The sequence below is a fragment of the Aureibacillus halotolerans genome (assembly GCF_004363045.1).
In the GTDB taxonomy this organism is placed as follows: Bacteria; Bacillota; Bacilli; order Bacillales; family DSM-28697; genus Aureibacillus; species Aureibacillus halotolerans.
Window position 1 is genome coordinate 1 of sequence record NZ_SNYJ01000015.1, and the last position, 6,228, is coordinate 6,228.

A 6,228-nucleotide genomic window follows, 5' to 3' on the forward strand; every position below is an offset into this window, starting at 1 on the left:
CATACTTCAGCTCCTTCTAAGGGTAATAATGAGAAGTATAGCCAAATTTTGAGCCTTCATATCATAAGTCTGTCTACTCAATAGGGACAATAGCAGAGAAAGCGAGCCCAAATGGAGGAGAAGCGAGCCGAAATCGAGGAGAAGCGAGCCGAAATCGAGGAGAAGCGAGCCCGAAACGGGAGAGAGTGACCCAAATAGGGAAAGCGAGCCTGAATTGGGGGAAAGCGAGCCTAAATAGAGGAAAAGCGAGCCCAAAAGGAGGAGAAGCGAGCCCGAACGCACAATCAAAAACCCCCGCACGAGTGCGGGGGTCCAACCATTCATCTATTCGTCTTCTTGTTCCGCTACATCGTCCGCTTTTGGAACGGCGGTTGCTTTCCAGCCGGTTAGGTCGGCGTTTTCCTTCTTCTGCACTTGCTTGGAGAAGGAAAAGCTCCATGGCTTACTGCGATGGGCGGAGATAGGGAAGTCGTCGAGCTTAAATCCTGCTTCTGCCACGACTTCGCCGCGTCCGTCAACAATGCGGATCGGCAGCTCTTTTATGACGAGGTCCTTGGACGTGCCGTTATGCACGAGCAACATCACTTGCAAGTCCCCGTTTTCTTGATAATCTGCTTGGAGCCCAGTGAAGCTGATCTGGTGCTTCGCTGGTGGGTTTTTCTCAACATATTCTTTCAGCTTTTTCTGATGTGGTTTGATGAGTTTTTCCTTCCACTCTGGGTGGAACTCAATCGTATGCTTTTCCTCTGGTTTGATTAAGTCAAAGGCCAATGCCCAATCAGAGGTTGGCAGGTCGTCGATTTTTACGTTGAGATCTGCTTCACGGAAGCTGAACAACCACGGACGGTCACTCTCTGCAGGCATGCGACCGAGGCGAGAGAGATCAAAAATCCGGTGACCGAGTTGATTCTCTTCCTTATCGAGCAAATAGACGCCCATTTTTGGTAGACCAATGTCGTTTGGCAAAGAATTGCGCACAAAGGCCATGACTTGAGCTTCTTTTTTCGCTTTTTGAATTTCAATGCCTGCCATGGAAATCTGGTGTGGCTTCATCTCGGGCAGGTCATTGCTCATAAATTGATAGACATATTTCTCTTCGTCCTGAAGCTTCCAGGACGGATGAATTGAAAGCTTTGTACTCACCGGACCGTTTTTTCTCTTTGCGATCGGTTTTGTGTCAACCAATAAGTCGTCCGAGGAGATGGACGTTTCTTTTCCTTTTCGGCGAACAGCACGGCTGTTCTTGTTTTTAAAGAATGGAAGCATGACGCTTTCCTCACTTTCCTTGGACAATTTCAACATGTTCAAGCTGCTCTTCATCAACGGCAAACAGCTTTCGTGCGACGAGGGCGAGCTGACGGGAAACGTCACGCTCAATGTTGCGGTACATCATGGAGAATAGCTCAAAGCCATCGTTTTGGTACAGACGCATTGGATCTTCCTGCTGATAACGTCTCATCCCAATACCTTCTTTAAGGCGAGTCATCTGCTCAAGGTGACGAATGTAATGATGGTCCACCGCAGATAGACAAGCGCGCTTCATCGCATCAGCAAGCTGCTGGTGTGCAAGATAAGGCTCGAGCTTTTCCTTATATTCGGAGGTGACGTCGCGGATGCTGTTCAATAAATCATTGCGATCCTCCACGTCGTCCAAATCCGGATCAAAGGTAACGCCGGCAATGGCTTGATTTACCTCATACACCAAATCCTTAAGCGGCCATTCCTCTGGCAACAGGTCCTCTGGACAGTGTTCGTCAATTAAATGCTTGAAGTGATCGTCAGCCATTGGCATAAGGTCACTTAACAAGTCTTCAGAGTCGAGCCAGCGGTCGCGAAGCTGATAAATAATTGTACGTTGATCGTTAATGACATCATCGAGCTTCAGCGTGTATTCACGGACGCCAAAGTTGCTTCCTTCAGCAATGCGCTGCACACGATCGACAAACGAATGAATGTCTTTGTCTAAAATAAGACCATCGACGTTCATTGTAAAGGAGCTGCGCATTTTTTCAAGCTCTTCGAATGCATAACGCGTAATCATATCATCCTCAACAGAGACGAAAAAGGTTGATTCACCAGGGTCGCCTTGGCGACCGCTTCGACCCTTCAGTTGATTGTCGATGCGTCGTGATTCATGACGCTCGGTCCCAAGGACAAACAATCCACCTAGCTCTGGAACACCTTCGCCGAGGATGATATCGGTTCCTCGACCCGCCATATTCGTAGCGATCGTAATCTGGCTCCGTTGTCCGGCATTCGCAATTAAGGCCACTTCTTGCTCAACGCTTTTCGCATTGAGGAGCTGATAAGGCAAACGTTCTTTATCTAAATAGGAAGCAACGTCTTCAGACTGTAAAATGGAGGTTGTGCCGATAAGCACAGGTTGCCCCGTTTTATGCCGTTTTTTAACTTCTTTTAGCATGGCCGTATATTTGTTTTCTCTCGTTAAAAAGATAAGCCCTTTTTCATCAATCCGTTGACGCTGACGGTTTGACGGAATTTGAATGACGTCCATGCCATAAAGGTCACGAAATTCTTTTTCCTCTGTTTTTGCTGTACCGGTCATTCCAGAGAGCATAGGGTACATTCTGTAATAGTTTTGCACCGTGATTGAGGCAGTCGTCTTGTTCTCCTCGGTTACCGTCACGTTTTCCTTCGCTTCAATCGCTTGATGCAGGCCATCAGAGAGCGTCCGCCCTTGCATGATCCGGCCGGTAAACATGTCGACAAGCAGAATTTCGTCCTCGCGAACAATGTAGTCGACATCTTTTTTAAACATGACCCGTGCGCGCAACGCCTGGATCGTATAATGATAAAGTGTTTGATGCTCTAGATCGTAGAGGTTGTCGACGCCAAATGCTTTCTCAACCTCCGTAATGCCTTCATCGGTCAATGCGGTTGATTTCGTCATCACATCAAACGTAAAATGTACGTCTTTTTCAAAGCGACGGGCAAGCATGGCGCAAACATGGTGAAGCTGCGCGCTTACTGTCGTTTTTCCAGCGATAATGAGAGGGGTTTTCGACTCATCAATCAGCACCGAGTCAACCTCATCGATAATGGCAAAGTGATACGGGGGCTGTACCTTTTGTGAAAGGTCTGACACGAGATTGTCTCGTAGATAATCAAAACCAAATTCATTTCCCAGACCGTATGTAATGTCCGCCGCGTAAGCAATTTTTTTCTCAGCGGTGTCGGTTAATGGCACATTCAGCCCGACAGTGAGCCCGAGAAATTCATGGATTTTCCCGATTTCCTCATAGTCACGGCGTGCGAGATATTCGTTGACAGTAATGACATGAACGCCTTTTCCTTCAAGGGCTTTCACGTAGCTTGGCAAGGAGGCAACAAGTGTTTTTCCTTCTCCTGTAGCCATTTCGGCAATATTGCCTTCGGTAAGCACAAATCCACCGAGTAGCTGGACGTCATAGTGACGTTTTCCAAGCACGCGTTTAGAAGCCTCACGGACGACCGCAAAGGCTTCTTCCATGATTTCATCTAATGTACGCTGAAAGCGGCGTTCACTGCCTAGCTCTTCTTTCCATTCTAGCGTCTTAGCACGAAGCTCATCATCTGTGAGCCGTTCCATTTCAGGCTCTAGGGCATTCACGCGTTGGACTCGTTTTTCATAGAATTTAAGTTTGCGCTGCTGTTCAGAACCTAATATTTTCTTTAATGTTTCAAGCATCCAAATTCGCTCCTTACATTGTGGCTCATTATAGTATATCATGGAAACTAGAAAACGATAAATGTAGATTTTTGGCTAAAGCTGTCCATTTACAGCTTGTTGACAAACGATTAGGGGAGGAACTTTTGTTGAGGGGATATTGGAGAGCGGCCTTACTTTTTGCGACACTGTTTGTCGCTTTTTTGCCGCAATGGGTCGCCGCCGAAGACCAGTCATTGGAGCAAGTACGTACATATGTAGAGGACTATTATGTTGATCAAGTGGATGCATCTGTGCTGGGAAGAGACAGTATTAAAGAAATCATGGCGGGATTAGATCAATACTCTGTGTATTTTACTCCACAAGAGTTTTCTTCTTTTGTCGGGTCTATTGATCGGGCGATGTCTGGCATAGGTGTGTCTGTTGCACAACATGAGTCTGGGCTAATGTTACTCGAAGTCTTTGAAAGTACGCCTGCAGCGAAGGCTGGACTGAAAGCCAGTGATGTGATCACGACAGTTGATGGCGTTACGTTGGCAGGAAAGTCGATGGAAGAAGCGACGAGCTTGCTGGCTGGAGAAGCTGGAACGACAGTAAACGTGACAGTACAGCGACCTGGTAGCGAAGCCAGGTTGTCCTTTACAATCGTTCGTGACAAAATTACAATTCCGACCGTAGAATCCACACGACTAGGTGGAAATATAGGCTATTTTCATCTGTATAGCTTTAACGAACATTCGGCACAAGAGCTGAAGCAAGCGATGGAGACACTTGGTCCTGTAAAGCATTATATTGTGGATATTCGTGATAATGGGGGCGGGTATTTAAATGCTGCTCAGGAAGTGGCAGGCTTGTTCCCCGGTGTAATGGAAGTCATGATGACGGAAGACAGCACCGGTTTCCAAGATATTTTGTTTTCAACGAAGCAGGACAAAACGCTAAATGCGCCTGCTTTCCTTGTTGTGAATAACCAGTCGGCGAGTGCCTCGGAAGTGCTGGCCGCCGCTGTCAAAGAGCAAGGGGAAGAAGCGGCTGTTTATGGGACACAGACGTTTGGCAAAGGAACGGTCCAAACGATTTTTCCTCTTGATAATGGAGGGGTCATCAAGTTGACTGTGGCACGTTTCTTTTCTCCAGAGGGTAAGCCGATTGATCAGGTAGGTGTGACACCGGATGTCGAAACAGCGCCTGGAAAAGAACTTGATATTGCGCATCGCGACGCGCTTATAAAAACAAATGGATTAGAAACGACGACCGTTGATAAAAAAACCTTAGATGAAGGTGAAGGATTGGCGATCGTGTCGAAGGAGCCAGCGAACTGGTCGCTGTTTTCTAAGGAAAAGGTGTCACTTGTGAAGCTCGGCGGCAAAGACACGGCATTTACGTTGGAACCTTTGTCGCTTTCATCCTTGGCCGTTATTCCAGAAACAAAGCTTTCAGAAAGTGATTACTTTCTCGGAGTTGAGGGAGAAAAAGCGGCTGTCATTGACGTGAAGAGCCCGACAACACAAGCTTCCGGGAGGGCACCATTTTTGGATGTCAAAGATGGTCGCTATTTTACCGACGCAATTCGTGTTTTGGCAAACGAAAAAATGATCATTGGGACGGGAAATCAATATTATCAGCCAGGAAAGTCAGCTACACGTGCAGAGGTTGCCAAGATGCTCGCTAACGCGTTGAAGTTAAAGTCACCAGAGGTTCGCTCTTCCAGATATGCAGATGTGAAGTCGACGTCCTACTATGCCGATGAGTTGGCTGCGTTAGTAGAGCATAACGTCCTAAATGGGAACCAACGGTATTTCCGACCAGATGATACCTTGTCACGTGGTGATTTAGCCGTATGGATTCAGAAAGCATTTGATTTAAATCGTAAAGGAAGTGCGCCGTTTCGCGATATTCTGCCACGCTCTCCTTATGAGTCGGCAGTGAACGCACTTTATGGCGCGTCGATTGTTAATGGAACAGGCGATGGGGAATTTTCACCTCGCCGCTCTGTATCTAGAGGGGAAGCCGCCGCAATGCTCTATCGTGCATTGTCATCGCAAGCGTCCGCACCAGCGATTACAGACATTCGTTTAGTACCATAGGCTTAAACATGAAAAGTCACAGTAGTCAACACAGCCACATGAAGGACAGACCTTAAATAAATCAAGCTGGATGAAAACGATTGTCTTATCTAAGCGCGAAGCCAAGAGAGGCGCGGAGTTGCCACACGGGCAATGAGCACCGAACAAGGCAAAGCAACGAAGAAAGCGATCGTTTCTCCACCAGAACACCATCAGGCTGGATGAAAACGATTGTCTTATCTAAGCGCGAAGCCAAGAGAGGCGCGGAGTTGCCACACGGGCAATGAGCACCGAACGAGGCAAAGCAACGAAGAAAGCGAGCGTTTCTCCACCAAAACACCATCAGGCTGGATGAAAACGATTGTCTTTCGAGGCGCGAAGGCTCGAGAGGAGCGGAGTTGCCATACAGGCAATGAGCACCGAACGAGGCAAAGCAACGAAGAAAGCGAGCGTTTCTCACCAAACACCATCAGGCTGGATGAAAACGATTGTCTT

General features: G+C 47.5%; 4 protein-coding genes. 2 read left to right on the forward strand and 2 right to left on the reverse strand.

The annotated features are described in order from the left end of the window. Positions 1-324 precede the first annotated feature (324 nt). Together EV213_RS15190 and secA2 are read right to left on the reverse strand one after the other, a co-directional pair. Positions 325-1,302, reverse strand: coding sequence for an accessory Sec system S-layer assembly protein (locus EV213_RS15190; RefSeq protein ID WP_166639345.1), 978 nt, complete (start codon positions 1,300-1,302; stop codon positions 325-327). Further along, on the reverse strand, positions 1,277-3,688 hold the full coding sequence (secA2, locus tag EV213_RS15195) for an accessory Sec system translocase SecA2 (RefSeq protein ID WP_133581417.1): 2,412 nt from the start codon (positions 3,686-3,688) through the stop codon (positions 1,277-1,279). The genes EV213_RS15190 and secA2 overlap by 26 nt, the downstream gene beginning before the upstream one ends. A gap of 128 nt (positions 3,689-3,816) precedes the next feature. Here secA2 and EV213_RS15200 point away from each other — a divergent pair, with 128 nt between their 5' ends. Further along, positions 3,817-5,754, forward strand: a complete 1,938-nt coding sequence (locus EV213_RS15200; RefSeq protein WP_166639346.1) for a S41 family peptidase — start codon at positions 3,817-3,819, stop codon at positions 5,752-5,754. Positions 5,755-5,964: 210 nt separating this feature from the next. Beyond that, a partial coding sequence (locus EV213_RS20825; protein ID WP_166639347.1) for a hypothetical protein occupies positions 5,965-6,228 on the forward strand: 264 nt, incomplete at its 3' end.